Consider the following 24,206-nt stretch of genomic DNA (forward strand, 5'->3'; position numbering starts at 1 on the left):
CCGACCACCGGCCCGCACCCGATCACGACGCCAGGGAACCCCGAACATGACCCACGACCACGACCTGGAACTGCTGCCCACCGCGGCGCAGACCGCGGCCGCCCTCAACCCGCCCGCAGGGCGGAACGGCGGCGACCTCGTCGTCGAGACCCTGCACGGCCTCGGCGCGTCCACCGTCTTCGGGCTCCCGGGCCAGCACGCGCTCGGCATGTTCGACGCGCTGCGCCGCTCGGACCTGCGGTACGTGGGCCTGCGCGTGGAGAACAACGCGGGCTTCGCGGCCGACGCCTACGGGCGCGTGACCGGTGAGGTCGCGCCCCTCCTGCTCTCCACCGGGCCCGGCGCGCTGATGTCGCTCGCCGCGCTCCAGGAGGCGGCGGCCGCGTCGGCGCCGGTCCTTGCCATCGGCAGCCAGATCCCGGTCGCCGGGCTCGGCGGCGGACGCCACGGCTATCTGCACGAACTCCGGGACCAGCAGGCCTCGTTCCGGGACGTGGTCAAGTCCGTCCACACCGTGCGGACGCAGTCGCAGATCCCCTCCGCGATCGCCGCCGCCTGGGAGTCCGCCCTCACCGCGCCGCACGGCCCGGTCTGGGTGGAGATCCCGCAGGACGTGCTCCTGGCCGCCACCACCTTGCCGGTGGTCACGGCGATGGACGCAACCCCGCGCGACCTCGTGCCCCGCCCCGAACTGACCGCGGTGGCAGCCGACTTGCTGTCGCGCGCCGAGCGCCCCGTGATCATCGCGGGCGGCGGCGTCGTACGGTCGGACGCGAGCGGCAAGCTGGTCGCGCTCGCGGAGAAGATCAACGCCCCGGTCGTGTGCACCTTCGGCGGCAAGGGCGCGTTCCCCTGGGAGCACCCGCTCTCGCTCCAGTCCTGGATGGAGGACCGCCACACGACGGACCTCCTGGAGGACGCGGACGTCCTGCTGGTCATCGGCTCGGGCCTGGGCGAGCTCTCGTCCAATTACCACACGTTCGCGCCGCGCGGCCGGGTGATCCAGATCGAGGCGGACGCCGGAAAGCTGGAGTCCAACCACCCGGCGCTCGGCATCCACGCCGACGCGCGCCTGGCGCTCTCGGCGCTCCTGGATACGGTCACGGAACGCCCGGACCCGTCGGTGCCCGAACGGGTCGCGACGCTCCTCGCGGCGGTCCGCGAACGCCTCGACGGCCAGGACCTGGCCTTCGAACGCGAGATCCTGGGTTCGGTGAGGGCGGCACTCCCGGCCTCCTCCCCCTCCTTCTGGGACATGACGATCCTGGCGTACTGGGCCTGGTCGGCATGGCCGGGCGCCCTGCACTCGGCGCAGGGCGCGGGCGGCCTCGGCTACGGCTTCCCGGCCGCGCTCGGCGCCGCCGCGGCCGACCCGTCGAAGCCGGTCCTCGCGGTCTCGGGCGACGGCGGCGCGATGTACTCGATCGCGGAACTGGCCACGGCGAAGCAGTACAACCTGCCGGTCACCTGGCTGATCGTGGACGACGGCGGCTACGGCATCCTGCGCGAGTACATGACGGACGCGTTCGGCGAGGCGACGGCGACGGAGCTTGCGCGCCCGGACTTCGTGGCGCTCGCCGAGTCCTTCGGGGTCCCGGGAGTACGAACGTCCCCGGAGACGCTGCGCGCCGACCTGGAGAAGGCGCTCACGGAACCGGGCCCGTCGGTCGTGGTGCTGCCCGCACTGCTGAAGATGTTCGCGCCTACGCATCTGGGCTGAGGTGATCAGCCGATCGGTCGTTCACGCGGCGGCCCCCGGGAGATGTCTTCCCGGGGGCCGTTGGCGTCTGCGGTCCCTGGTCCGCCAGGGGCTGCGTCCACGGGGTGCCGGGCAGTTCCATGATGCAATCGCGGATCTGTTGAGGTTCGTACAACCCTTCGCCCCCGTTGGAGAGTCATGTGAGGCGAGTGCGCTGGAGGCGTGCTCGCTTCGAATCCGGGGGGAAACGCATGACTCGCCGCATATCCATACGTGCTGCCCGTGTGCTTCCGGCGGTGCTCGCCGCCGGCGTGCTCGTGCCGGTCGTCGCGGGCGCAGCGCCCGCGTCCGCCGCGACCACACCACAGGTCACCTGCACCTCCGACAAGGCCGGCCTCGCCGGGAAGCTCCAGAAGGACATCACCGCCGCCCTCGCGACCCGTAAGGGCACCGTCGCCGTCGGGCTCCACGACCGGACCACGAACACCACGTGCTCGCTTCGGGCCACGTCCTCGTACGACTCCGCCAGTGTCGTGAAGGTGACCGTTCTCGCCACGCTGCTCTGGGACGCCAAGAAGACCAACCGGTATCTGACGACGCGCGAGGCGAACCTCGCCACCGCCATGATCACCAAGTCGGACAACGCGGCCACCACATCACTGTGGAAGCAGCTCGGCACCACCAAGGTGAAGGGCTTCCTCAAGGCCGCCGGGATGACGCGGACCGTGCCGGGGTCCGGCGGCTACTGGGGGCTGACCCAGATCAACGTCCAGGACGAGCAGAAGCTGCTTTCGCTGGTCACCGCCAAGAACTCCGTCCTCAGTGACAACTCCCGCGCCTACATCCTCAAGCTCATGGGGAAGGTCGTGTCCTCGCAGCGGTGGGGGACTCCGGCCGGCGCGCCCGCGTCCGTCGCCGTGCACGTCAAGAACGGCTGGCTGGAGCGCTCCACGTACGGCTGGCGCGTGCACAGCATCGGGGCCTTTCAGGGAGGTGGTCATGACTACACCATTTCGGTTCTCACGCACGGGAACAGCACGATGAGTTACGGCGTGGACACGATTCAGGGTGTCGCGCGGGTCATACACAAGGACCTGACGCCGACTGCGCCCGCGGCGTCCCGCTACACCCCGACCAGTACGCCCAAGGAGGCCTTCGTCGCCGTACCGCAGGGCTGACCGGCCGAGGACCGAAGGACCGGGGGAACTCCGTCCTTGGTCCCGGTCCGCTCCCCGATCTGTTGCGGCGGGATGAAATCCGCCGTTCTCCGCGTTGCGCCTCTCGGCAGGACAGGACAACAGGAGGACAGACGTGGCGGAGCAACGGGGCTGGATGGCGGTCCCCCCTGTTCGAGCGGAGCCGAGAACTTGGGGGAGGCGTCTCGCCGGGTACGCGTGGCGGTACCCGAAGGACGTCGTGCTCGCGCTCGGGGCGTCCCTGGGCGGCATGGCCGTCATGGCGCTGGTGCCCCTGATCACCAAGGTGATCATCGACGACGTGGTCCAGGACCACACCCGCTCCATGGCCCCGTGGGCGGGCGCCCTGATCGGCGCCGCCCTCGTCGTCTACGTCTTCACCTACATCCGCCGCTACTACGGCGGCCGCCTCGCACTCGACGTCCAGCACGACCTGCGCAACGAGATGTACGGGACGATCACCCGGCTCGACGGCCGGCGCCAGGACGAACTGTCCACCGGCCAGGTCGTCGGCCGGGCGACCAGCGACCTCCAGCTCATCCAGGGCCTGCTCTTCATGCTCCCGATGACCATCGGGAACGTCCTCCTCTTCCTGATCTCCCTCGTGATCATGGCGTGGCTGTCCCTGCCGCTCACCCTCGTCGCGCTCGCCGTCGCCCCCGCCCTCTGGTTCATCGCCAAGCGCAGCCGCTCCCGCCTCCACCCCGCCACCTGGTACGCGCAGGCGCAGGCCGCCGCCGTCGCCGGGGTCGTGGACGGGGCCGTCTCCGGCGTGCGCGTCGTGAAGGGCTTCGGGCAGGAGGACCAGGAGACCGGGAAGCTCAGGGAGGTCGGGCGGCGGCTGTTCGCCGGGCGCCTGCGCACCATCCGCCTGAACTCCAAGTTCACCCCCGCACTCCAGGCCGTGCCCGCGCTCGGTCAGGTCGCGATGCTCGCCCTCGGCGGCTGGCTCGCCGTCCGCGGCCAGATCACGCTCGGCACGTTCGTCGCGTTCTCCAGCTACCTCGCCCAGCTCGTCGGCCCCGTCCGCATGCTCGCCATGGTCCTGACCGTCGGCCAGCAGGCCCGCGCCGGCGTCGAGCGCGTCCTCGAACTGATCGACACGGAGCCGTCCATCGAGGACGGCAAGAAGGAACTGCCCGCCGACGCCCCCGCGACCGTCGAGTTCGACGATGTCTCCTTCTCCTACGAAGGTGCCGACCGGGCCGTCCTGGACGGGCTCTCCTTCGAGATCCCGGCCGGCCAGACCCTCGCCGTCGTCGGGTCCTCCGGCTCCGGCAAGTCCACCGTCTCGCTGCTCCTGCCGCGCTTCTACGACGTCACGCACGGCGCCGTCCTCGTGGGCGGCCACGACGTGCGCGAACTGACCCTCGACTCGCTGCGGGCCGCGATCGGGCTCGTGCCCGAGGACTCCTTCCTGTTCTCCGACACCATCCGCGCGAACATCGCGTACGGCACCCCCGACGCGAGCGACGAGCAGATCGAGACCGCGGCCCGCGCCGCCCAGGCCGACCGCTTCATCGCCGAGCTCCCCGACGGCTACGACACGACCGTCGGCGAGCACGGCCTCACGCTCTCCGGCGGCCAGCGCCAGCGCATCGCGCTCGCCCGCGCCATCCTCACCGACCCCCGCCTCCTCGTCCTCGACGACGCCACGTCCGCCGTCGACGCGCGCGTGGAGCACGAGATCCACGAGGCGCTGCGCGGCGTCATGGCCGGCCGCACCACCCTCCTCATCGCCCACCGCCGTTCCACCCTCGGCCTCGCCGACCGCATCGCCGTCCTCGACGGCGGGCGCCTCGCCGCGATCGGCACCCACGAGGAGCTGGAGGCCGGATCGGCCCTCTACCGGCGCCTGCTCACCGACCCCGACGAGCTCGGCGGGGTCTCGCCGGGCCACGTCGCGCCCGCGCTCCCCGACGAGGACACCTCCGTACGCGACGAGCTGGACGCCGAGTTCGACGCCGAGCGCGGGATCACGCCCACCCTGTGGACGGGCGACCGTGAGCCGAAGGACACCGCGCTCTCCGGGATGCCCGCGACGCCCGAACTGCTCGCCCAGGTCGACGCCCTGCCCGCCGCGACCGACGTCCCGGACATCGACGAGGCGCGCGCGGTGACGCCCGAGGAGTCGTACGGGCTGCGCCGCCTGCTGCGCGGATTCGGCGGGCCCCTGCTGATCAGCCTCGCCCTCGTCGCCCTCGACGCCGGAATGGGCCTGCTGCTCCCCGTACTGATCCGGCACGGCATCGACGAGGGCGTCTCGCAGCTCGCGCTCGGCGCCGTGTGGGCGGCCGCCGCGTTCGGCCTCGTCACCGTCCTCGTCCAGTGGTGCGCGCAGATCGGTGAGACCCGTATGACGGGACGCACCGGCGAGCGGGTCCTCTACTCGCTCCGACTGAAGATCTTCTCCCAGCTCCAGCGGCTCGGACTCGACTACTACGAGCGGGAGTTGACCGGGCGCATCATGACCCGGATGACGACCGACGTGGACGCCCTGTCGACGTTCCTCCAGACGGGCCTGGTCACCGCCTTCGTCTCCGTCGTCACCTTCTTCGGCATCATGGGCGCGCTCCTCGTCATCGACGTCCAGCTCGCCCTGGTCGTCTTCGCGACGCTCCCGCCGCTGATCGTCGGCACGTTCTTCTTCCGCCGCTCCAGCGTCAAGGCGTACGAACTGGCCCGCGAGCGCGTCTCGGTGGTCAACGCAGACCTCCAGGAGTCCGTCGCCGGGCTGCGCATCGTGCAGGCGTTCCGGCGCGAGCGCTCGGGCGCCGCACGGTTCGCCGAGCGCAGCGGCGCCTACCGCAGCGCCCGTATCCGCGGCCAGTGGCTGATCTCGGTGTACTTCCCGTTCGTGCAGTTCCTGTCGTCCGTCGCCGCCGCCGCGGTCCTGATGGTGGGCGCGGGCCGGGTCGAGGCGGGCACCCTGACGACCGGTGCGCTCGTCGCGTACCTCCTCTACATCGACCTGTTCTTCGCGCCCGTGCAGCAGCTCTCCCAGGTGTTCGACGGCTACCAGCAGGCCACCGTCTCGCTCGGCCGCATCCAGGAGCTCCTCCAGGAGCCGACGTCCACGAAGGACGCCGACGAACCCCTCGACGTCCTCTCCCTGCGCGGCGACATCGTCTTCGAGGACGTGGACTTCGCGTACGGGGCCGCGGACGAACAGGAGGCGGCACTCAGCGACGTGGCCCTGCGCATCCCCGCCGGGCAGACCGTCGCCTTCGTCGGCGAGACCGGCGCGGGCAAGTCGACCCTCGTCAAGCTCGTCGCCCGCTTCTACGACCCGACGGCGGGCCGCGTCACCATCGACGGCACCGACCTGCGCGACCTCGACCTGACGAGCTACCGCCACCGCCTCGGCGTCGTGCCGCAGGAGGCGTACCTCTTCCAGGGCACCGTGCGTGACGCCATCGCCTACGGACGCCCCGACGCGACCGACGCCCAGGTGGAGGCGGCGTCCCGCGCGGTCGGCGCGCACGAGATGATCGCCACCCTTGAGGGCGGCTACCTCCACGAGGTAGCCGAGCGCGGCCGCAACCTGTCGGCGGGGCAGCGGCAGCTGATCGCCCTGGCCCGTGCCGAGCTCGTCGACCCCGACATCCTGCTGCTCGACGAGGCGACCGCCGCGCTCGACCTCGCCACGGAGGCCCAGGTCAACCAGGCCACTGACCGCATAGCGGGCAAGCGCACCACCCTCGTCGTCGCGCACCGGCTCACCACCGCGGCCCGCGCCGACCGGGTCGTCGTGATGGCGGACGGGCGCGTCGCGGAGGACGGCACGCACACCGAGCTCCTCGCACTCGGCGGACAGTACGCCGAGCTGTGGCGGACCTTCGCCGGCGAGCCCGAGCCCGAGGCCGAGATCAGCTCTTCGCTGTGACGGGGGATCGGTGCAACCACCGGCCCTGTGTGCTGCGTCCGTTCATCAGTACGCTGTGGCACACGTGACTGGAGGGGCGACGGTGGGTGGAGGCATGAGCGAGGGCGGCATACGCAGACGGCTGGCGGCCGGGGCAGCAGTACTGATCTCGTCGGCGCTGCTGGCCCTCGCGGGGCCGGCCGTCGGCACGGCACAGGCCGCGGCGATCTGCCCCGGCCACAAGGTGCGCACCCTGCCGTTCTCCACCGGCAGGACGGTCCTCTACCGCAGCGGCAACTACCTCTGCGCGTACACCCTCACCAAGCGCGACGGCGTACGGCAGAAGATGTCGGTCAGCGTGCAGGCCCGCGGCAGCAGGCCGGTTCAGGACAGCGGGCGCTACATGCACCACGCGGGCCCGGTGACCGTCCACACGGGCCACCGCTGCGTGTGGGTGAGGGGCACGGTCGGCGCGGCCTCGGTGAGCTCGGGCTGGATCCTGTGCTGAACGCGCGCCCCGTGCGCTGACAGAACACCAAGAACCCCTGACAGAACAGATGTTCCTCCGCTAGGTTCCGGTGCGCATCTGTGTTCTACAGGGGAGTATGCATGCGCAACGCGCTGAGATGGCTGCTCGCGCTCGTGGTGCTGATAGGCACCGTGAGTACGGCCACAGCGGCCACCGCCGCTCAGGCCCGGCCGGCGGCCTCCGACACCAGTACCGATATCAAGGACCGGCTCCTCGCCGTACCCGGCATGAGCCTGGTGGAGGAGAAGCCCTACACGGGCTACCGATACTTCGTCCTCAACTACACCCAGCCGGTCGACCACCGGCACCCGTCCAAGGGCACCTTCCAGCAGCGCATCACCGTCCTGCACAAGGACGTCAGCCGCCCGACGGTCATGTTCACCAGCGGCTACAACGTCTCCACGACGCCCAGCCGCAGCGAGCCGACCCGCATCGTCGACGGCAACCAGATCTCCGTGGAGTACCGCTACTTCACCCCGTCCCGGCCCGCGCCGGCCGACTGGTCCAAGCTCGACATCTGGCAGGCGGCCAGCGACCAGCACGGCATCTACCAGGCCCTCAAGCCGATCTACGGCAAGAACTGGCTGACCACCGGCGGTTCCAAGGGCGGCATGACGGCCACGTACTACGAGCGCTTCTACCCGCGCGACATGGACGGCGTCGTCGCGTACGTCGCGCCGAACGACGTGGTGAACAAGGAGGACTCGGCGTACGACGACTTCTTCAAGACGGTCGGCCCGAAGGACTGCCGCGTGGCGCTGCAGAACGTGCAGCGCGAGACGCTGGTGCGCCGCGACGCCCTGGAGAAGAAGTACGCGGACTACCTGAAGGCCAACAACTACACCGTGGACACGGTCGGTTCGCTGGACAAGGCCTACGAGGCCACGGTCCTCGACCTGGTGTGGGGCTTCTGGCAGTACCAGCCGTCGCAGACGGCGTGCGCCGAGGTGCCCGACGCCGCGACGGTCACGGACCAGGCGCTCTTCGACTACGTCGACGCGGTCGGCGGCTGGTCCTCGTACGCGGACCAGGGCCTCACCCAGTACACGCCGTACTACTACCAGGCGGGTACGCAGCTCGGCTCGCCCGACATCAAGCAGCCCTGGCTGGGCAACCTGTCGCGCTACGGCTACCAGCCGCCGCGCAACTTCGTGCCGCGCTCGATCCCGATGAAGTTCCAGCCGTCGGCGATGCGCGACGTGGACTCCTGGGTGCGCCACCACGCGACGCGCATGCTGTACGTCTACGGCTCCAACGACCCGTGGGGCGCCGAGCGGTTCCGCCCCGGCAAGGGCTCGACGGACTCGTACGTGCTCACCGCGCCCGGCGCCAACCACGGGGCGAACGTCGCCGGCCTGAACGCCGACGACAAGACGTTCGCCACGGAGCGGATCCTGAAGTGGGCCGGCGTCTCCGCCCCCGCCGCGCAGGCCGCCAAGCCGCTCGCCACGTACGACGCCAGGCTCGACAAGCGTGACGTCCAGCGCGAGCTGACCCTGCGCCCCTGACCGCGACCGTCGGGTCTACACCCGGACCGCGCATCCCACCGGTTCGGACCCGCCCAGCGTCACGTACAACGTCGTGAGCGCAGGGCACTTGGCGCGGTCGGCCGCCGCGGCGGCCACCCGGTACTGGGGTTTCTCGGTACCGGAGCCGTCGCAGGCGGTCTCTCGGACCTGGCCGCGGCCCGCCGGGTACACGCAGTCCCCGACGATCGTGCGGGGCCCGCCGCCGCCCCCCGGATCGCCGGGGTGCGGCGGCTCCAGGTTGCGCATGCAGGCGTAGCCCTGCGGGATCTCCCCGTCGCCGTTCTCGTCCAGCGCGGGCCGGTTCGCGCTGATGTGGAGGACGAAGTCGGTGTGGGCCGGGCACATGGGCCCGGCCGCCACCTTTCCGTCGTAGCGCGCGGTGACCCGCGCCACCGCCCGCTCGCTTCTGCACGGCACCTCGGTGAACGTGTCGCGCCCCCGCGAGCTGCACTCGTCCACGGCGAGGAACACCGCCCCGTACCCCGACGGTGACCGGCTCGCCCCCGGCGAAGGCCCGCCGGGCCCCGCGTCGGGCGACCCCTGACACCCCACGAGCGTCGCGGCGAGCAACGCCGCGCACGCCGCCCCCACCCACCGCGCCCTGTTCCACGCAAGCATGGCAATCCCCCCGATACACACCCCAGCGTGACCCGCCGGGGCGGGCGCACGCCAGGTGTGCAGGGTGGTTTGGGCCGCTTGGGGGTGGTGCGCCGGGTGTGCGGCGTACGTCTAGTACGACAACCCGTAGCCGATCGGATACAGCACCTGCGCCGGATCGTCGGCCCGCTGGACGGGCACGGGCAGCTTGCCCCGCGGCCTGGCCCGGCCCGCGATCACCCGGACCGCGGCCCGCAGTTCGACGTCGGTCCACGAGTACGCGGCGAGCGATGCGCCGACGCCGGGCACCTGCGCGATGTCGTACGGGTTGCGGATCGCGACCGCGACGACGGGGACGCCGGTGGCGGCCAGGGCGTTCACGAGCCGCTGCTGACTGCTGCCCGCAGCGACGTTGTACGTGCCCACCAGTACCGCGTCCTTGCCCTTGGCGGCGGCCACCGCCTCGTCGATCTTCGCCTGGTTCGGCGCGGTCCCGGTCGACAACACCGTTGTGGTGAAGCCGAGTTCGGTCAGTGCCTGGCCGAGTGTCGTCGTGGGCGGGCCCGTCGTGCCGGAGGGCGAGGCCGGGTCGGCGCCGACGACCAGGATGTTCCTGTGGGTGCGCCGCGACAGCGGGAGCAGTCCGTTCTTGTTGAGCAGGAGCGTCGTGGTGGCCTCGGCGATGCGGTCGGCGGCGGCCAGGTGGTCACGGGTGCCGACGGTCTTGTCGACGCCGCGGCCGGTGACGTACGGATCGTCGAAGAGGCCCAGCTTCTCCTTGAGGCGCAGGACGCGCAGGATCGACTCGTCGAGGCGCGCCTCCGTCAGCTCGCCGTTCTTCACGGCGTCGAGGACGGCGTTCCAGGACACCTCCAGGGAGGGCGGGTTGAGGAGCTGGTCCACGCCCGCCTTCAGGGCGAGCACCGGCACGCGGTCGTCGCCGTACTTGTCGCGTACGCCCTGCATGCCGAGGGAGTCGGTCACGATGAGGCCCTCGAAGCCGAGTTCCTGGCGCAGGATGCCCGTCATGATCGGGTGCGAGAGCGTCGCCGGGTCGCCCGAGCCGTCGAGGTCGGGGACCATGATGTGCGCGGTCATGATCGAGTCGATGCCCGCGGCGATCGCGGCCTTGAACGGCGGGGCGTCGATCTGCTGCCACTGCTCGCGCGTGTGCGTGATGATCGGGAAGCCGAAGTGGCTGTCCGTGGCGGTGTCGCCATGGCCGGGGAAGTGCTTGGCCGTGGAGGCGATGTCGCTGCTCTGGTAGCCCTTGACCTCGGCGGCGACCAGGCCCGCGACGGCCTCGGGGTCGGCGCCGAAGGAGCGCACGCCGATGACCGGGTTGGCCGGGTTGATGTTCACGTCGGCGTCGGGCGCGTAGTTCTGGCGGATGCCGACCGCGCGCAGTTCGGCGCCGGCGATCCGGCCTAGGGTGCGGGCGTCGGAGCGGGAGCCGCCCGCGCCGATGGCCATGGCGCCGGGGAAGAGCGTCGCGGGCTCGCCGACGCGGCAGACGATGCCGTGTTCCTGGTCGGTGGAGATGAGCAGCGGGATACGGCTCGGCTGGGCGAGGCCCGCGCGCTGGATGCCGTTCGAGAGGTCGGCGATCTGGTGCGGGTCCCGGGTGTTGTGCGCCCAGGTGAAGTAGATGATGCCGCCGAGCTTGTACTTGTCGATCAGTTCGGCCGCGGTGCGGACGCCGATCTCGGCGAGGTTGGCGTCGATGTCGGCCTGGTCGGGGTCGGTGGCGGAGTGGCCGTAGACCCGCATCACGAAGAGCTGGCCGACCTTCTCCTCGAGGCTCATCCGGGAGATGAGCTGCTTGAGTCGCGCGTCCTTGCCCTTGCGTGACGCGTCGTCGGCCTGGGCCGGGACGCCGGACAGGGTGACCGCGGCGGCGCCCGCGGTGGCGGCGGCGAGCAGGGTGCGTCTGGACAGGCTGAGGTGCACTGCGCACTCCTTCCGGAGGAGAACTGGTGATCCATGCCCTGAAAGAAACTTCCGAGGGTCACGAATATCTGGAAAGTTTCTGCCAGTCAAGGGTGCGCGCAGCCGGGGCGGCAGAAGAGGGAGGGGAGGGCCGTCACCGGCGCAAGGGAGGGGGCGCGCCGGTGACGGCGTGCTGCCGGCCGCAGGCGGCGGAGAGGGTGGTCGGCGTTCGCAGCCAGCAGCGAGGCCGACACCGCTCTGCGGAGACTCTCCGGCAGCACGCCGTTCTGACGGAGCGGTACGCGGGCGGGTTCCCCACTTCCCGGGGATTGCCGGAAAGTGGTGCGCCGGTGAAATCAGGGGAGCGGTAGTGCTTCTGAGCTCCGGTCAGCGGGCGTCAGCGGGTCTTGTCCGGCTGGTCCGGCTGACCCGCCTGATCCGGCTCGCGGGTGATTTCCCCCCACCGTTCCCGCAGCGTCCGCACCGCCTCCGCGATGGCCGGCCTGCGCGACGCCCCCGTCCGCCACAGCGCGTACAAGTGCCTTACGGGCATGGGGTCCAGGGGCACCGCGACGACGCCGTCCGGCAGCGGGCCGCGGCCGAGCCGGGGGATCAGCGCCACGCCGAGGCCGGCCGCGACGAGCGCCGTCAGGGTCGGGTTCTCCTCGGCCTGGTGCCTGATGTCGGGCTCGAAGCCGGCCGCCCGCAGCGTCCGCACCAGCCAGTCGTGGCACACCCGCCCGGGCGGTTGTGACACCCACCGCTCGCCGCCGAGCTCCTCGCGGCGCACCGCGTGACGTCCCGCGAGCGGATGCCCGGCCGGCACGAGCAGGTCGCACAGGTCGTCCCCGATGGCGGCCTGCTCCACGCCGGCGGGGGCCGGCAGCGGCGCGATGTCCCAGTCGTGCGCGACGGCCAGGTCGACGGCCCCCTTGGCGACCAGGTCGACCGACAGGTGCGGGTCGACCTCCGTGAGCCGCGCATCGAGCGAGGGATGCCGTACGGCGAGATCCGCGAGGACGGACGGCAGCAGGCCGCGGGCCGCCGAGGCGAACGCGGCGATCGTCAGGCGCCCCGCAGGCAGCCCGCGGCGCTCCTCCAGATCTGTCTCTGCGCGCTCGACGATGACCATCAAGTCCTGTGCTGTGCGGGCGAGTTCGAGGGCCTCGTCGGTGAGGCGCACACCCCGCCCGTGCCGTTCGAGGAGTACGGTCCTCGTCTCCCGTTCCAGCTTGGAGATCTGCTGCGAGACCGCGGACGGCGTGTAGCCGAGCGCCGCCGCGGCGGCCCCGACCGTGCCGTGCACGGAGACGGCGTGCAGCGCGCGCAGCCGCTGGAGATCGAGCATGCCGGCCTCCCGGTGAGCCTCGGGCAGTCATGGATGCCCCGGGCGGTCATGACGCCTGGGACATTCCTTAGCGTTACTGAATTCAACCATGCAGACATTCGCGCTGGTGCTACACGGTCGTTGCCGGTGATCCTCGACGCATGGCTCCCACGCTCCCTATGCGCCCGTCCCACATCGCGCTCGCCGTCCTGGTCACCGCCGTCTGGGGCGTCAACTTCGTCGTCATCGAGGTCGGCCTCGACCACTTCCCGCCGCTGCTCTTCTCGGCCCTGCGCTTCCTCGTCGCGGCGCTGCCCGCGGTGTTCTTCGTGGGGCGGCCGAAAGTGGCGTGGGATGGGGTCTCCCCTGCTCGAACGAAGTGGATGGCGTGGCGATGGGTCGTCGGCGTCGGACTGGCGCTCGGTGTCATGAAGTTCGGGCTGCTCTTCGTCGGCATGAACCAGGGGATGCCCGCCGGGCTCTCCTCCCTCGTCCTGCAGATCCAGGCCGTGTTCACCGCCCTGTTCGCCTTCGTCGCGCTCGGCGAACGGCCCGGCCGGGTCCGCCTGGCCGGCATGGCCGTCGCGCTCGCCGGGATCGGCGTCGCGGCCGTCGACGAGGGCACGAGCGGCCCGCTGCTCGGCTTCACGCTCGTCGTCGTGGCCGCCGTGGGCTGGGGTGTCTCGAACGTCCTCACCCGCAAGGCGGCACCGTCCGCCCCCTTCACCTTCATGGTGTGGACGTCGGCCGTCCCCGTCCTGCCGCTGTTCGCGCTCTCCCTCGCCTTCGAGGGCTGGGACCGCGACAGCCGGGCGCTCACGTCGCTCGACCGGACCGGCGTCGGCATCATCGCGTTCGTCGCCTGGGTCACCACGCTCTTCTGCTTCGGCGCCTGGAGCTTCCTGCTGCGCAGCCACCCCGCTTCGTCGGTCGCCCCGTTCACACTGCTCGTCCCGGTGTTCGGGATGTCGTCCGCCGCGCTCTTCCTCGGCGAGAGCGTCAGCCCCCTGCGCTGGTGCGCCGCCGCGCTCCTCGTCGGCGGGGTCGCTCTCGCGTCGCTCGCGCCCGCTCCCCGGAACCGGGTCGTCCAGCGTGTGGACACTCCGGCGCCCGCTCTGCCCGTCGAGGACCATGAAGCGCATGCCAGTCGTTGAGATCCCCGGTTCCAAGTCCGTGACGGCGAGGGCGCTGTTCCTCGCCGCGGCCGCGCAGGGCACCACCACCCTCGTGCGCCCCCTCAGCTCGGACGACACCGAAGGCTTCGCCGAAGGGCTGCTCCGGCTCGGTTACGGCGTCGAACGCGGCCCGGACGCCTGGCACATCGAGGGCCGACCGGCCGGCCCCGCCACGACCGACGCCGACGTGTACTGCCGCGACGGCGCGACCACCGCCCGCTTCCTGCCCACGCTCACGTCGGCCGCCGCGCACGGCACGTACCGCTTCGACGCCTCGCCCCAGATGCGCCGCCGTCCCCTCGCTCCGCTCAGCAGGGCCCTGCGCGACCTGGGTGTGGACCTCCGTCACGAGGAGGCCGAGGGGCACCACCCCCTCACGGTCACGGCGGGCGGGGTGGAGGGTGGTGACGTGACCCTGGACGCGGGCCAGTCGTCCCAGTACCTCACCGCGCTCCTGCTGCTCGGCCCGCTGACCAGGACCGGCCTGCGCATCACGGTCACCGACCTGGTCTCGGCGCCGTACATCGAGATCACCCTGGCGATGATGCGCAGCTTCGGGGCCGAAGTCCGCCGCGACGGCAACGTGTTCGAGGTCGCGCCCGGCGGCTACCGCGCCACCACCTACGCGATCGAGCCCGACGCCTCGACCGCGAGCTACTTCTTCGCGGCGGCGGCCGTCACCGGCGGCGAGGTCACCGTCGAAGGACTCGGCAAGAACGCGCTCCAGGGCGACCTGGCGTTCGTCGACGTCCTGCGGCGCATGGGCGCCGGGGTGACGACGACGGCGGACCGCACCACGGTCACCGCGCCCGGCCCCGCGGGTCTGTCCGGCATCACGGTCAACATGCGGGACATCTCCGACACGATGCCGACCCTCGCGGCGATCGCGCCGTACGCGAGCGGCCCGGTCCGCATCGAGGACGTGCACAACACGCGCGTCAAGGAGTGCGACCGCCTGGAGGCCTGCGCGCAGAACCTGCGCGGGCTCGGGGTGACGGTCGCGACGGGACCCGACTGGATCGAGATCCGGCCGGGCACCCCGGCCCCGGCGGAGATCACCACGTACGGGGATCACCGCATCGCGATGTCCTTCGCGGTGACGGGCCTGCGGATCCCCGGCGGGGTCACGTTCGACGACCCGGGGTGCGTGCGGAAGACGTTCCCCGACTTCCACGAGGCGTTCGCGAAGGTGTTCGGATAGCCGTTCGGATGGCCGCCCGGCGGGCGGTGCCGACTCGTCGAGCAGCCGGGCGAGACGGCCGGCTCCGGCCCAGGCCGGTGATCGGGCGGCCGTCCCTGCACCACAGGGATGGCCGCCCGTCCTCGCAGCAGCCCCACAGATGCCCGTCTCGCCCGGCGGGCTATGCCGACTCGTTGAGCAGCCGGGCGAGATGCTCACGTCCGGCCGTCAGGAGCCCGGGCAGCGGGGCGGCGTCCGGATACCAGCGCTTCTCGTACTCCCAGCACAGCCACCCGTCCCAGCCCTCGCGGCACAGCACGTCCACGACCTCGGTGAGCGGCAGCACGCCTGTGCCCAGCGCGAGCGGCGTCGTGTCGTCGGCGCCCGCGATGTCCTTCACCTGTACGTAGCCCAGGTGCGGGGACAGCGCCGCGTACGACGCCACGGGCTGCTCGCCACCGAGCCACGTGTGCATGACGTCCCACAGGGCGCCGACCTGCCGGTGTCCGACGGCGCCGAGCACGCGCATCGCGTCGGCTCCCGTGCGGTGCGAGTCGTGGGTCTCCAGGAGGATGCGGACGCCGAGGTCCGCGGCGTACTCGGCGGCGGTGCCCAGGCGCCGGGCAGCTGTCGCGTCGGCGTCGGCGCGGCTCTGCTCCGTGCCGCCGCCCGGGAAGACGCGTACACAGGGCGCGCCGACGTCACGGGCGAGTTCGAGGAGTGACCTGATCTCCGCGATCACCGGTTCGTCCTCGCCGGGAGCGGCCACCCGCGCGTACCCGGCGAGCCCGAGGATCTCGACCCCGGCGGCCTTGAACTCGGCGGCGGCGTCGGCCCGTTCGACGGGCCCGAGCCCCGGGTGTACGGGTTCCTCGGGATGGGCGCGCAGCTCGACACCGTGATACCCGTGCTCGTCGGCGAGCCGCACGACATCGGCGAGGGGAAGCCCGGGAACCCCGAGCGTGGAGAAGGCCAGTTTCATGGCGGGGACGCTACCGGGCTCCGGGGCGGGGTCAAGGGGACGCCCGGCGCGGATGCGGCGGCCGGGTGAAGGGGCGGCGCGAGGAACCGGTGACGGCGACACCTGACCGCGCCCGGCCCAATCCCCTTGCCGCGCCAAGCTTCGGCAACGTCCCTGCCATGCGGGTCACGGCTTGGCCAAGCCGATTCCGTGCGTTGGCCACGTATTCATCGCCCGCCCCGTGCGGGCCTCACCTCGGCCCTGGACAGTGGCTCACCGGAACGCACGTGCCCCCGCACACCCGTGGACAAGCGAGGCCCCAACCGCCCCTTTGTCCACGGGAGTTCATGGTCGTCCGTCGCATGAAGGGATCCCCATGCCCGAGGATTTCACCCGTCGCAGGCTGCTGGGTTCGGCCGCAGGCGCGCTCGGAGGCGCCGCCGCCCTCTCGCTGCTGCCGCCGAGCGTCCAGAAGGCCGTCGCCGCGGGACCGCCGCGGCGCGGCTCGCTGCGCGACATCGAGCATGTCGTCATGCTGATGCAGGAGAACCGGTCCTTCGACCACTACTTCGGCACCCTGTCCGGCGTCCGCGGCTTCAACGACCCGCGGGCCCTCAAGCTGGACACCGGCCGTTCGGTCTTCTATCAGCCGGACGCGGTGAATCCGAAGGGGTACCTGCTCCCCTTCCACCTCGACACGCACAGCTCCAGCGCCCAGGCCATCCCCTCCACCAGCCACGCCTGGTCCGTCCAGCACGAGGCCTGGAACGGCGGCAGAATGGACCGCTGGCTGCCCGCCCACCGCAAGGCGGACGGCGCCAACGGCCCCTATGTCATGGGCTATTACACCCGCGAGGACATCCCCTTCCAGTTCGCCCTCGCCGAGGCCTTCACCATCTGCGACCACTACTTCTGCTCGGTCTTCGGCCCGACATGGCCCAACCGGCTGTACTGGATGACCGGGTCGATCGACGCGGGCGGCACGCAGGGCGGCCCGGTCCTGTCCAACAAGGCGCCGACGCCGTACCGCTGGAAGACGTACGCCGAACGCCTCCAGGCCGCCGGGGTCAGCTGGAAGGTCTACCAGCAGGACGACGACTACGGCTGCAACATGCTCGAGCAGTTCCAGGCGTTCAAGGACGCGAAGCCCGGCTCCGACCTCTATGAGCGCGGGGTGCGGCCGCAGCCCGAGGGCACGTTCGAGGACGACGCCCGAGGCGACCGGCTCCCCGCGGTCTCCTGGATCATGCCGACGAGCTACCAGTCCGAGCACCCGGACTACCTGCCGGCGGCCGGCGCGGACTTCGTCGCCTCGAAGATCGAGGCCATCGCGTCCAACCCGAAGGTCTGGGCGAAGACCGCCTTCATCCTCAACTACGACGAGAACGACGGCCTCTTCGACCACGTGCCGCCGCCGACGGCGCCCGCCGGGGCGAAGGGCGAGTACGTCCAAGGGCTGCCGATCGGCGCCGGGTTCCGGGTGCCCGCCATCATCGTGTCGCCCTGGACGGTGGGCGGCTGGGTCGCGAGCGAGACCTTCGACCACACCTCCGCCCTGCAGTTCCTCGAACGGTTCACCGGCGTCGAGGAACCCAACATCACCGACTGGCGCCGTGACACGTTCGGCGACCTCACGTCGGCGTTCCGGTTTTCCGACGGCAGGCCGCACGCCCCGCGCCTGCCCGACGACACGGCGGAGCAGCTGGAGAAGGCGAAGCAGGAGGTCGCCACGCTCCCGAAGCCGACGCTCCCGGGCGCGGACCAGCACTTCCCGCACCAGGAGAGGGGCCGTCGCCCGCAGGTGTGACGGTCAGGGGAGATGCGGGTGGGTGAGCGGAGGCGAGCCCCGCTCACCCACCCGATCCCGACGCCCTGGACGGCGCCCCCGTAGACCCCCGCACCATCAACTCCCCCTGCACCACTGCCATCCCCCCGGCGGGAGCCGCCTCGCGGCCCATCGCGATGCGGCCCGCGCGGGCCCCCGCCTCCGCCAGCGGCAGCCGGACCGTCGTCAGGGCCGGTACCGCGTCCACGCTGAACGGCAGGTCGTCGAAGCCGGCCACCGACACGTCGCCCGGAATGCTCAGGCCCGCCTCCCGCAGCGCGGCGCACGCGCCGAGCGCCACCGTGTCGTTCGCGGCGACCACGGCCGTCAGCGACGGTTCGCGGCGCAGGAGTTCGACCGTCGCCTCGTAACCGGACCGCCGGTCGTACGGGCCGTGCACGGTCCACCCGGCGTCGTCGGGCACGTCCCGCGCCGCCAGCGCCGCGCGATGTCCCTCCAGGCGGTGACGGGTCGTCGTCCGTTCCTCGGGGCCCGCGATGTACCCGATCCTGCGGTGGCCGAGGTCGAGCAGGTGGTCGGTGAGCGCCCGGCCGCCGCCGCGGTTGTCGAAGGCGAGCGCCACCGCGTCCGCGTCCGGCACGGGCGGCCGCCCGCACAGGACGACCCGCGTCCCGGCGTCCGCGAGCCGCCGCAGCTTCCCGGAGATCGCCCTGGCGTGTTCGGCGTCCTCGACCGCGCCGCCCGTGAGGACGACGGCCGCGGCCCGCTGGCGCTGGAGGAGCGTCAGATAGGTGAGTTCGCGCTCGGGCGACCCGCCGGTGTTGCACACGACCGCGAGCCGCTCGCCGCCCGCGCGCCCGCCGGGCCCCACGATCTCGGACTGCACGGCTCCCGCCATGATCCCGAAGAACGGGTCGGCGATGTCGTTGACGAGGATGCCGACCAGGTCGGAGGTGGCGGCGGCCAGGGCGCTGGCCGGCCCGTTCAGCACGTAGTCGAGGTCGTCCACCGCGCGCAGCACCCGCTCGCGCGTGGCCGCGGCCACGGGGTAGTTGCCGTTCAGCACGCGGGACACGGTGGCGGGGGAGACCTGGGCGCGTGCCGCCACGTCCGCCAGGGTCACGGTCATCGCATCATCCTCCGGTCGCCGTCCGGTCCCCCGTCCGGCCTCGCATCCCGTTTCATCAGCCTCCGGTCTTGTCCGACCGGCTGTGCAGAGGCTAGCTTCTTCCCATATAGAAAGCGCTTGCTACGACGAGCGTGTTCTTCATCGGCGTCTGTACGAAGGGACTCTCGTGACACGCAAGACGGTGCGCATCGCCATGAACGGGGTGACGGGGCGCATGGGCTACCGCCAGCACCTCGTCCGCTCCCTCCTCGCCCTGCGCGAACAGGGTGGCCTCGACCTCGGCGACGGCACGGTGCTGTGGCCGGAGCCGGTCCTCGTCGGCCGCCGGGAGCACGCGCTGCTCGCGCTCGCCGAGCGGCACGGCCTCGACCCGGCGAACGTCTCCACCGACCTCGACGCCGTCCTCGCCGACGACACGATCGACATCTACTTCGACGGGCAGGTCACGTCCGCCCGCGAGGAGGCGCTCAAGAAGGCCATCGCCGCCGGAAAGCACCTCTACACGGAGAAGCCCTCGGCGACGAGCCTCGACGGCGCGCTCGAACTGGCCCGCCTGGCGAAGGCGAAGGGCATCAAGCACGGCGTCGTCCAGGACAAGCTGTTCCTGCCGGGCCTGCTCAAGCTCAAGCGCCTCATCGACGGCGGCTTCTTCGGGCGGATCCTGTCCGTGCGCGGCGAGTTCGGCTACTGGGTCTTCGAGGGTGACTGGCAGGAGGCGCAGCGGCCGAGCTGGAACTACCGGTCGGAGGACGGCGGCGGCATCGTCGTCGACATGTTCCCGCACTGGGAGTACGTGCTCCACGAGCTGTTCGGCCGCGTGACCAGCGTGCAGGCGCTGGCCTCGACGCACATCCCGCAGCGCTGGGACGAGGGCGGCAAGCCGTACGACGCGACGGCCGACGACTCGGCGTACGGCATCTTCGAGCTCGACGGCGGCGCCGTCGCGCAGATCAACTCCTCCTGGTCGGTGCGGGTCAACCGGGACGAGCTCGTCGAGTTCCAGGTGGACGGCACGGAGGGTTCCGCGGTCGCCGGGCTGCGCAACTGCCGTGTCCAGCACCGCGCTGCGACCCCGAAGCCCGTATGGAACCCGGACCTGCCGGCCACGTACTCCTTCCGCGACCAGTGGCAGGAGGTCCCCGACAACCAGGAGTTCGACAACGGCTTCAAGGCGCAGTGGGAGCTGTTCCTCAAGCACGTGTACGCCGACGCGCCCTACCGCTGGGACCTGTTCGCCGGTGCCCGCGGCGTGCAGCTCGCCGAGCTCGGCCTGAAGTCGTCGGCGGAGGGCCGCCGCCTGGACGTACCGGAGATCTCGCTGTGACGATCCGACTCCCCGGCCCGGGCGGCTCGCTGCGCGACTACACCCCGCGTGCCGAGCCGGCCTCCTCCACCACGGGCGCGCCGCTCGTGTCGCGGACCGTCTTCTCGGCGGCGCACGTCGTCGCCGACCCGCTCGACGACGCCGGCCCCGACGTGGCCGCCGTCGACTGGGACGCGACGCTCGCCTTCCGCCGTCATCTGTGGGCGCACGGCCTGGGCGTGGCCGAGGCCATGGACACCGCCCAGCGCGGCATGGGCCTCGACTGGGCGGGCGCGGCCGAGCTGATCCGGCGCTCGACCGCCGAGGCGAAGTCGGCCGGCGGCGCCATCGCGTGCGGGGTGGGCACCGACCAGCTGTCCGGGCCCGCCACGCTCGCCGAGGTCCGCGCGGCCTACGAGGAGCAGCTCGCACTCGTGGAGGGGACGGGCGCGCAGGCGATCCTCATGGCCTCGCGGGCCCTGGCGGCCGCGGCGTCCGGACCCGAGGACTACCTCGACGTCTACGGGCATCTGCTGCGCCAGGCATCCGAGCCCGTCATCCTGCACTGGCTCGGCCCGATGTTCGACCCCGCCCTGGAGGGCTACTGGGGTTCGCCGGACCTCGACGCCGCCACGGAGACGTTCCTCGACGTCATCGCCGCGCACCCGGACAAGGTCGACGGCATCAAGGTCTCGCTCCTGGACGCCCGGCGCGAGGTCGAGCTGCGCCGCCGCCTCCCGCGGGGCGTGCGCTGCTACACGGGGGACGACTACAACTACCCCGAGCTGATCGCGGGTGACGAGCAGGGGTTCAGCCATGCGCTCCTCGGCATCTTCGACCCGCTTGGCCCGCTCGCGGCGGAGGCGGTGCGCGTCCTCGACACGGGGGACACCGCCAAGTTCCGTGAACTGCTCGACCCGACCGTCGAGTTGTCCCGGCACCTCTTCGAGACGCCGACCCGCTTCTACAAGACGGGCGTCGTCCTGCTCGCGTGGCTCGCGGGTCACCAGTCCCACTTCGCGATGGTCGGCGGCCTCCAGTCGGCCCGCCCGCTACCCCACCTAGCCCGCGCCTACGAACTCGCCGACGGCCTGGGCCTGTTCCCGGATCCCGCCCTCGCCGAGACCCGGATGAAGTCCCTGCTCAGCGTGTACGGAGTCGACCAGTGAGCCACGCACTCGACCGCTTCTCCATCAACCAGATGACCCTCAAGCAGCTCGGCCTCGAAGAACTCGTCGCGGCCTGCGCCGAGTTGGACGTCCCGGGTGTCGGCCTGTGGCGCGAGCCCGTGCAGACGTACGGGGTCGAGGCCGCGGCGAAGCTCGTACGGGGCGCGGGGCTCGCCGTCACCACGCTGTGCCGGGGCGGCTTCCTCACCGCGATCGACCCGGACGCGCGCGGGCGGGCCCTCGACGACAACCGCGCGGCCGTCGACGAGGCGGCGGTGCTCGGCACGGACACCCTCGTCCTGGTCTCCGGCGGCCTCCCCGAAGGCAGCAGGGACCTGCACGGCGCGCGGGAGCGGATCGCCGACGCGCTCGCGGAGCTCGGCCCGTACGCCGCCGAGCGGGGCGTCCGGCTCGCGATCGAGCCGCTGCACCCGATGTACGCCTCCGACCGCTGCGTCGTGTCGACGCTGACGCAGGCGCTCGACCTGGCGGAGCGCTTCCCCGCCGGGCAGGTCGGCGTCTGCGTGGACACGTACCACATCTGGTGGGACGACCGAGCGCCCGCGCAGATCGCGCGCGCGGGGGCGGGCGGGCGGCTGCACGCCTTCCAACTGGCCGACTGGACGACGCCGTTGCCCGAGGGCGTGCTCAACGGGCGGGGCCAGATCGGCGACGGCGCGATCGACATGCGCGCGTGGCGCGGCCTGGTCGAGGCCGCCGGATACGCGGGGCCCATCGAGGTGGAGCTGTTCAACGACGGGCTGTGGGCGCGCGACGGGCGCGAGGTCCTCGCGGAGACGGCGGACCGCTTCGTGCGGCACGCCGGCTGAGTCTTCCGGGCGGGCGGCCTCCTACAGGGGGCCGCGGCCCGCCTTCCTGCCCGCGGCCCGCTTGGTGAAGACCGCGAGCACCACCGGGACCAGGAGCTCGATGACCCGTGTCACCGTCGCGGGCGGCAGGCCCGTCTTCTTCGCGACGGCGGTCGCGACGGGCCGGCTCATCTTCGCCAGGATCCCGGCCATCAGACCGCCGCCGGCCAGCCCGCCGAAGGCGGCGACGCCCTGCAACGGCTGCTGCTCCTCGGTCTCGGCGAGCGCCTGCCGGACCTCCTCGGCCTGCTGGGGGTCGGCCGTGGCCTTCTCCCTGAGCCCTCCGGAGAGCTCGGAGACGGTGGTGCTCACGACGTCCTGCGCGCCCGCCGCGTCCGTACCGAGCAGCCCGGCGATCTCGCTCAGCCGGTCGTCGCCGAGCTCGTCGAGTACGTCCTTCTGCAGGGAGGGTCCGGCAGATCCGGTGTTTTCACTCATGCCCGAAACGCTACGTCTGCCCCACTGTGTCGGCACCCCGAAAAGATTCCGGGCCGACCGTGCAACCCTTTCCGCGATTGGCGGGTCGTATGTGGCATCAGGACTTCTGGAGGGGGATCCGGGGGGATCGCGGGGGTCCTGATGGGGAGGGGAAGCGTCAGGGGGCCCGGTCCGCCGACCGGGCCCCCTTTTGCATGCCTGCAAGCAGGACCTGCTGACCTGCCTAGAAGAAGACCCCGCAGCGCAGCAGCACATTCGCGTACGGCCGCGCCTCTCCCGTACGGACGACGAGCCGCGCCCCCCGCGAGAGCTCCTTCAGCTCCTCGTGCGGGACGAAGGCGAGCGCGGGCAGCCGCTCCGCGAGCAGCCCCGCGGCGCCGGGGTTCGCGGCCCGGATCTCGGCAGCGGCCGTCCCGCCCTCCACGACCAGCTCGTCCAGGAGCCCGCCGAGGACCTCGGCGAACGACGGGACACCGGCCCGGAACGCCAGGTCCACGACCCGCGGCCCCGCCGGGATCGGCATGCCCGCGTCGCACACGAGCACGCCGTCGCCATGGCCCAGCTCGGCGAGCGCGCCGGCCAGGTGGCGGTTGAGTATTCCGGCCTTCCTCACAGCGCCGTGACCTCGGCGGTCGTCGGGTACGACGCCTGCGCGCCCTCCTTCGTGACCGCCGCCGCGCCGACGCGGGCCGCGAAGGCCGCCGCGTCCGCGAGGCTCTCGCCCGCGCCGAGCCGCCATGCCAGCGCCGCCGTGAAGGCGTCCCCCGCACCGGTCGTGTCCACGGCCGTCACCTTGACGGACGGCACACGGCGCGTCCCCGTGCCGTCGGCCACCAGCGCGCCCTCGGCGCCCAGCGTGATCACGACGGAGCGAGGTCCGAGGGCGAGCAGCGCCGGCGCCCAGTCCTCGGGCTCGCCGGTGACGTCCGCCCCGAGCACGACCCGCGCCTCGTGCTCGTTGACGATGAGCGGGTCGCAGGCCGCGAGGACCTCGGCGGGCAGGGGAGCGGGCGGGGACGGGTTGAGGACGAACCGGCTGCCCGGCGCCAGGGCCCGTACGACCTCCGCGACCGTGTCGAGCGGGATCTCCAGCTGCGCCGAGACGACCCGCGACGCCTGGAAGAGGCTGCCTGCGGCCTTGACGTCCTGTGGGGTGAGCCGGGCGTTGGCACCCGGTGACACCACGATGCTGTTGTCCCCGGACGGGTCCACCGTGATCAGGGCGACCCCGGTGGGCGCCCCGCCGACGAGGACACCGACCGGGTCGACGCCAGCCGACTTCATCGAGTCGAGAAGCAGCCGCCCGTGCCCGTCGTCGCCGACCCGCGCGAGCAGTGCCGTACGGGCCCCGAGGCGCGCGGCGGCGACGGCCTGGTTGGCGCCCTTGCCGCCCGGGTGGACGACGAGGTCCGAGCCGAGGACGGTCTCCCCGGCGCCGGGGCGGCGCTCGACGACGGTCACCAGGTCGGCGTTGGCCGATCCCACCACCAACAGGTCGTAGTCGTGCATCGCTGTCACTTTCTCC

General features: G+C 72.0%; 19 protein-coding genes. 11 read left to right on the plus strand and 8 right to left on the minus strand.

Going from position 1 to position 24,206, the window contains the following annotated elements; translation table 11 throughout:
- Positions 1 to 46 precede the first annotated feature (46 nt).
- The 5 genes from CG723_RS16160 to CG723_RS16180 all read left to right on the plus strand — a co-directional run bounded on the left by CG723_RS16160 (position 47) and on the right by CG723_RS16180 (position 8,797).
- On the plus strand, positions 47 to 1,720 hold the full coding sequence (locus tag CG723_RS16160) for a thiamine pyrophosphate-binding protein (RefSeq protein ID WP_100594098.1): 1,674 nt from the start codon (positions 47 to 49) through the stop codon (positions 1,718 to 1,720).
- A 230-nt stretch (positions 1,721 to 1,950) separates the two neighbouring features.
- A complete protein-coding gene (locus CG723_RS16165; RefSeq protein ID WP_100594099.1) occupies positions 1,951 to 2,877 on the plus strand; it encodes a serine hydrolase in 927 nt (308 codons plus the stop codon).
- 154 nt (positions 2,878 to 3,031) lie between these two features.
- Positions 3,032 to 6,781 carry an ABC transporter ATP-binding protein gene (locus tag CG723_RS16170; protein WP_100594315.1) on the plus strand — a complete coding sequence of 1,250 codons (3,750 nt, stop codon included), beginning with the start codon at positions 3,032 to 3,034 and terminating at the stop codon, positions 6,779 to 6,781.
- Between the two features lie 94 nt (positions 6,782 to 6,875).
- Complete coding sequence (locus CG723_RS16175) at positions 6,876 to 7,268, plus strand: hypothetical protein (RefSeq protein WP_100594100.1); 393 nt, start codon at positions 6,876 to 6,878, stop codon at positions 7,266 to 7,268.
- A gap of 101 nt (positions 7,269 to 7,369) precedes the next feature.
- Positions 7,370 to 8,797, plus strand: a complete 1,428-nt coding sequence (locus tag CG723_RS16180; protein WP_100594101.1) for a S28 family serine protease — start codon at positions 7,370 to 7,372, stop codon at positions 8,795 to 8,797.
- A gap of 15 nt (positions 8,798 to 8,812) precedes the next feature.
- Here CG723_RS16180 and CG723_RS16185 read toward each other — a convergent pair whose 3' ends face one another.
- The 3 genes from CG723_RS16185 to CG723_RS16195 all read right to left on the minus strand — a co-directional run bounded on the left by CG723_RS16185 (position 8,813) and on the right by CG723_RS16195 (position 12,692).
- On the minus strand, positions 8,813 to 9,436 hold the full coding sequence (locus CG723_RS16185) for a hypothetical protein (protein WP_100594102.1): 624 nt from the start codon (positions 9,434 to 9,436) through the stop codon (positions 8,813 to 8,815).
- A 111-nt stretch (positions 9,437 to 9,547) separates the two neighbouring features.
- The gene (locus CG723_RS16190) at positions 9,548 to 11,365 is read right to left on the minus strand and encodes a glycoside hydrolase family 3 protein (protein ID WP_100594103.1); all 1,818 of its coding nucleotides are present in this window, start codon (positions 11,363 to 11,365) and stop codon (positions 9,548 to 9,550) included.
- A 376-nt stretch (positions 11,366 to 11,741) separates the two neighbouring features.
- Positions 11,742 to 12,692, minus strand: coding sequence for a LysR family transcriptional regulator (locus tag CG723_RS16195; RefSeq protein WP_100594104.1), 951 nt, complete (start codon positions 12,690 to 12,692; stop codon positions 11,742 to 11,744).
- A 158-nt stretch (positions 12,693 to 12,850) separates the two neighbouring features.
- Here CG723_RS16195 and CG723_RS16200 point away from each other — a divergent pair, with 158 nt between their 5' ends.
- Both CG723_RS16200 and aroA read left to right on the plus strand, forming a co-directional pair.
- Entirely contained in the window at positions 12,851 to 13,825 is a 975-nt protein-coding gene (locus CG723_RS16200) for an EamA family transporter (protein WP_100594105.1), read from the plus strand.
- Positions 13,812 to 15,047 (plus strand): 3-phosphoshikimate 1-carboxyvinyltransferase, encoded by a 1,236-nt coding sequence (gene aroA, locus CG723_RS16205; protein WP_100594106.1) that lies wholly within the window; start codon positions 13,812 to 13,814, stop codon positions 15,045 to 15,047. The genes CG723_RS16200 and aroA overlap by 14 nt, the downstream gene beginning before the upstream one ends.
- A 160-nt stretch (positions 15,048 to 15,207) precedes the next feature.
- Here aroA and CG723_RS16210 read toward each other — a convergent pair whose 3' ends face one another.
- Positions 15,208 to 16,008: a sugar phosphate isomerase/epimerase family protein gene (locus tag CG723_RS16210; RefSeq protein ID WP_100594107.1), complete on the minus strand. Its 801-nt coding sequence runs from the start codon at positions 16,006 to 16,008 to the stop codon at positions 15,208 to 15,210.
- A 355-nt stretch (positions 16,009 to 16,363) separates the two neighbouring features.
- Between CG723_RS16210 and CG723_RS16215 the strand changes: the two genes are divergently transcribed.
- Entirely contained in the window at positions 16,364 to 17,794 is a 1,431-nt protein-coding gene (locus tag CG723_RS16215) for an alkaline phosphatase family protein (protein ID WP_100594108.1), read from the plus strand.
- Between the two features lie 43 nt (positions 17,795 to 17,837).
- On the opposite strand, the gene CG723_RS16220 is transcribed toward CG723_RS16215, so the two are convergent.
- Complete coding sequence (locus CG723_RS16220) at positions 17,838 to 18,902, minus strand: LacI family DNA-binding transcriptional regulator (RefSeq protein WP_100594109.1); 1,065 nt, start codon at positions 18,900 to 18,902, stop codon at positions 17,838 to 17,840.
- A 166-nt stretch (positions 18,903 to 19,068) separates the two neighbouring features.
- Here CG723_RS16220 and CG723_RS16225 point away from each other — a divergent pair, with 166 nt between their 5' ends.
- The 3 genes from CG723_RS16225 to CG723_RS16235 are packed head-to-tail and all read left to right on the plus strand — an operon-like array spanning position 19,069 to position 22,204.
- On the plus strand, positions 19,069 to 20,226 hold the full coding sequence (locus tag CG723_RS16225; RefSeq protein WP_100594110.1) for a Gfo/Idh/MocA family protein: 1,158 nt from the start codon (positions 19,069 to 19,071) through the stop codon (positions 20,224 to 20,226).
- On the plus strand, positions 20,223 to 21,374 hold the full coding sequence (locus CG723_RS16230) for a dihydrodipicolinate synthase family protein (protein ID WP_100594111.1): 1,152 nt from the start codon (positions 20,223 to 20,225) through the stop codon (positions 21,372 to 21,374). Before CG723_RS16225 ends, CG723_RS16230 begins: the two co-directional genes overlap by 4 nt.
- A 32-nt stretch (positions 21,375 to 21,406) precedes the next feature.
- Positions 21,407 to 22,204 carry a sugar phosphate isomerase/epimerase family protein gene (locus tag CG723_RS16235; RefSeq protein ID WP_100594316.1) on the plus strand — a complete coding sequence of 266 codons (798 nt, stop codon included), beginning with the start codon at positions 21,407 to 21,409 and terminating at the stop codon, positions 22,202 to 22,204.
- A 21-nt stretch (positions 22,205 to 22,225) separates the two neighbouring features.
- On the opposite strand, the gene CG723_RS16240 is transcribed toward CG723_RS16235, so the two are convergent.
- The 3 genes from CG723_RS16240 to CG723_RS16250 form a co-directional block, all read right to left on the minus strand.
- Positions 22,226 to 22,681 carry a DUF937 domain-containing protein gene (locus CG723_RS16240; protein ID WP_100594112.1) on the minus strand — a complete coding sequence of 152 codons (456 nt, stop codon included), beginning with the start codon at positions 22,679 to 22,681 and terminating at the stop codon, positions 22,226 to 22,228.
- Positions 22,682 to 22,904: 223 nt separating this feature from the next.
- Entirely contained in the window at positions 22,905 to 23,294 is a 390-nt protein-coding gene (gene rbsD, locus CG723_RS16245) for a D-ribose pyranase (protein WP_100594113.1), read from the minus strand.
- Positions 23,291 to 24,190 (minus strand): ribokinase, encoded by a 900-nt coding sequence (locus CG723_RS16250; protein WP_100594317.1) that lies wholly within the window; start codon positions 24,188 to 24,190, stop codon positions 23,291 to 23,293. The genes rbsD and CG723_RS16250 overlap by 4 nt, the downstream gene beginning before the upstream one ends.
- Positions 24,191 to 24,206 lie beyond the last annotated feature (16 nt).

The sequence above is a fragment of the Streptomyces sp. CB01635 genome, assembly GCF_002803065.1.
Taxonomy (GTDB): domain Bacteria; phylum Actinomycetota; class Actinomycetes; order Streptomycetales; family Streptomycetaceae; genus Streptomyces.